This is a genomic window from Petrotoga sp. HWHPT.55.6.3 (assembly GCF_002895495.1).
Taxonomy (GTDB): domain Bacteria; phylum Thermotogota; class Thermotogae; order Petrotogales; family Petrotogaceae; genus Petrotoga; species Petrotoga mobilis.
On the sequence record NZ_AZRJ01000026.1, the window covers coordinates 5,315 to 8,769 of the forward strand.

Here is a 3,455-nt window from a genome sequence, read left to right on the forward strand (position 1 = left end):
AGGAAAAGGAGCTTTGTTAGCACCCCTTTCACCCCGCTCCCCACGCATTTTTAGGGAATGGGCCCTACGGTCCCTTAAACCCGGGGGAGTAAGGGGGTTCCGACCTGCATCCTGTCCATCTTAGACCACCTAACTTACTTTGGGGGTTTCATTTGAGGTGGTTTTGTTATAGAATAAAACAGGTGATTATATGGAAAGAAGAAGATATATAATAATATCATTAATTTTTTTAATTTTTTGGGTTGGAGTTATTTTGTTTTTTGGAACAAGAAATCCAGAGGAATCTTCAAATCAATCTTATTTTGTCTATAATGTTATTAAATCAATAGATAATGTATTTGATTTTTCAGATACAAAATGGTTTAGAGAGATAGAAGTATTTTTAAAGAAGTTGTGGCTTGGAGATCAATATGCTGATTCCATAGCACTTGTTAGAAAAAGTGCACATTTTGGAATATATTTTATACTTAGTGTGTTTTCTTGGTTGTTTGGATATTTGTATTCAAAGAGATTATTGATAGGGACATTACTTGGAGTATCTTTACCAGCACTTATAGCTGTAGTAGATGAATATTCTCAAGAGTTTGTTGGCAGAGGTTCTTCATTGAATGATGTTCTTATAGATATTTCAGGAGCTGTTTTTGCTAATATAATAATTTTGGTAATTTATGTGGTTTATAAGATTTGTAAGGAGATTTATCTAAGGTATAAATAAAACGCTATCTTTTTTTAGATAGCGTTTGAGTTTACTAAATGAAAAGTTATGCCACCATCTCACACAAATACTGTATAATGAATTTGGTAAAAAAGTTATTTCAATATTTCTTTTAGTTCTTCTATGGTTATACTAAGAATATTTTTCTTTATTTGGTTTATGGTTTCTTCATTTGCTTTTCTAACCTTTTCTTCTAATCTTTTATCAAAATCTTCGCCAAACCTTTGGTTTAGAATCTCAATTATCAATTCTTTTCTTTCTTCAAGTTTTCCTTTTCTTTCACCTTCTCTTTTTCCTTCTCTTTTTCCTTTTTCTACGCCTTCTTCAAATAATGAAGCTCCTATCTTTGTCATTCGTATCACCTCTTTCAGTTTGTTTAGGTACTCTTCCCTTACATAATTGTCTGAGAATCCTAATAGCGATCCTATTACTGCTTCTTTTTTGTTTTCATCTGGTATAGTGATCGCTAACTCTAACGCTTCTTTTGTCATTTCTTCTTCGCTTTTTTCGTTTCTCATCAATGGCAAGAATACTAAATCCATTAAGTCTTTATCCGTTAGGGGTTCTCCTTTTTCTATCTTTCCTTTTATCTCTTCATACCTTTTTATTCCATCGTACTTTATCATGAATACTTGTAAAACTTTGTATTTATTTGAGCCCATGTCCAATTCATTTTCTGCACTTTCGTATTTTCCTGAGTATATTACCACCGTGTTTATCTTTCTTCTTTCTTTTTGGTATAACGCTATGTCATATTGTGCAAATCTTAGTAAGTCTGCTTTCTTCCATGTAGTTTGAAATTCTAAGTGTAACAGTGAGTTGTCCTCTAATTCAAATACAAAATCCATGTTTTGGTTTGATACGTTTATTACTGGTAGTTCTGTTGGTTTTACTGAGATTATCTTTGGTAAGTTCAGTTCATAATATTTGAGGGTTTCGTTTTTGAATAGTACTGACATCTTTTTGAAGATAATATCCTGACGGTTGTGGGTTATGTTGGTGCCTTTCATCAGCTCCCCCTTTTGGTTACTCGATAGTTTTTTGAACTATTTATATTATACCATATGTTTTTGAAGGTGTGCTATCTTATTATCCAACTCTTGTTTAATAAGTTTTATAGCGCCCTACCCCCCGCTGCCCGCCCTATAAGGAAAGAGGGACTTGCGGGCCCTTTCCCAGCTTTTCAACCATAAGGAAAAGGGTTTGTTTCTTTTCACACTGCGCCCGTTTTATTGAAGAACGTTCATCTTGTAGATTGCGAGAATGCTTTTGTTAAGTCAAAGAAGAATGTTTGGGTTGAAGGAAAGGGTATCATTTTAAAGACATCGATTTATAATCTAACCAATTTTTTTGCACTTATTCATCGAAAAGTGTACCACCCTATCACACAAATCCTGTATAATAAATTTGAACAAAAAATTTTACAGGGGGAAACACCCCGAAGGGGGTTCAAGGAAGGTGATAGAGAAGGTACAATACAATTATATAAGATTTTTGTATTTTAACAAACACAAAAGTCAAAGAGAGATAGCAAAAGAAATGGGGATACACAGAGCGACGGTTAAAAGAGCTATCAAGAACCCAGAACAGAAGTATCATATGAACGTTGAGAGAGATAAACCAGTAAATGGTGATTTTGAAAAACGTATCAAACATTTGTTAGAACACAATTCAAAGCAACCCAAGAACCAAAAGTTAACCAAAAGACGTATATACGAACTCATCTGTGAAGAAGGATACAAAGGAAGTTATTCTTCCTTCACCTATCAAGCAAGGGAGATAGAGGAGAAACTTGGTATCAATAGCCGTAGCAAATGCTGAAGAGAAAGTATTTATTAGGTGAAAAAAGGCCAAAAAGGTGAAATTTATTTGATTTTATAGGAGCCTTATATAGGACTTGTGTGAGAGGAAGGTATACTTGCATTTAGTAATTGCACCATTTGTTGGACCAATTGTCGGTATACTTTCTAAAACACTTAAAAGTATCGAAAGCGATGCAAAAAGTGGGGTGATAAAAATAAACGATAAGAAAAAGGAAGAATTTAAGCTATTAGAAGATTTTTTCAGCAATTATTATAAAATTTTTGATGAGGATCTTTTTCCAAAAAATTGTTATTTAGAATGTAGTGAATCTCCTGATTTCATAGTTAAATTTGATAATCAAAAAAATGGAGTTGAATTAACGAGAGCTATTGATGAAAAAATTATGAAAAGCCAAGATTTAGAAATTGAGATTTATAAAATTGTACGAAAATATATAAATGATGCACTTTCTAAACGAAAAGTTTACCCGATTATGCAAAGTATGTCCGCCCGCCCACAAGGAAAAAAAGCCTTCTTCCATTTCACTCCGCAACTTACCCATGAGCAAATGGAAAAGGGTTTTGCCCTGTTACCTATCCAAAAATATCAGATTGTGTTTCACCTGCTACCATTATTTCAATATTTCTTTTAGTTCTTCTAGTGTAATACTTAGAATGTTCTTCTTTATTTGGTTTATGGTTTCTTCATTTGCTTTTCTGATCTTATCTTCTAATCTCTTATCAAAATCTTCTCCAAACCTTTGGTTTAGAATCTCAATTATCAATTCTTTTCTTTCTTCAAGTTTTCCTTCCACTTTAGCTTTTTCTCTGTCTCTTTTTGCTATCTCCTCTAATGTGTCAAACATTTTTGGCACCTCCATTTCTTTTAGCTCTTCGTACCTTTCTTCTATCTCTTTGTAATCTGTCCTCTTTCCGAA

At 33.1% G+C, this 3,455-nt stretch carries 4 protein-coding genes and 1 pseudogene; 3 read left to right on the plus strand and 2 right to left on the minus strand.

Going from position 1 to position 3,455, the window contains the following annotated elements:
- The first annotated feature begins 190 nt into the window (after positions 1–190).
- Positions 191–715 carry a VanZ family protein gene (locus tag X926_RS07830; RefSeq protein WP_103065664.1) on the plus strand — a complete coding sequence of 175 codons (525 nt, stop codon included), beginning with the start codon at positions 191–193 and terminating at the stop codon, positions 713–715.
- Positions 716–810: 95 nt separating this feature from the next.
- Here X926_RS07830 and X926_RS07835 read toward each other — a convergent pair whose 3' ends face one another.
- Positions 811–1,725 carry a hypothetical protein gene (locus X926_RS07835; protein ID WP_103065665.1) on the minus strand — a complete coding sequence of 305 codons (915 nt, stop codon included), beginning with the start codon at positions 1,723–1,725 and terminating at the stop codon, positions 811–813.
- 448 nt (positions 1,726–2,173) lie between these two features.
- On the opposite strand from X926_RS07835, the gene X926_RS07845 reads away from it, so the two are divergent.
- Positions 2,174–2,536 carry a hypothetical protein gene (locus X926_RS07845; RefSeq protein WP_103065667.1) on the plus strand — a complete coding sequence of 121 codons (363 nt, stop codon included), beginning with the start codon at positions 2,174–2,176 and terminating at the stop codon, positions 2,534–2,536.
- A gap of 97 nt (positions 2,537–2,633) precedes the next feature.
- Complete coding sequence (locus tag X926_RS07850; RefSeq protein WP_103065668.1) at positions 2,634–3,170, plus strand: hypothetical protein; 537 nt, start codon at positions 2,634–2,636, stop codon at positions 3,168–3,170.
- Here X926_RS07850 and X926_RS07855 read toward each other — a convergent pair.
- Positions 3,150–3,455, minus strand: a pseudogene (locus tag X926_RS07855) (hypothetical protein); the annotation flags it as partial. The gene X926_RS07850 and the pseudogene X926_RS07855 sit on opposite strands and share 21 nt — an antisense overlap.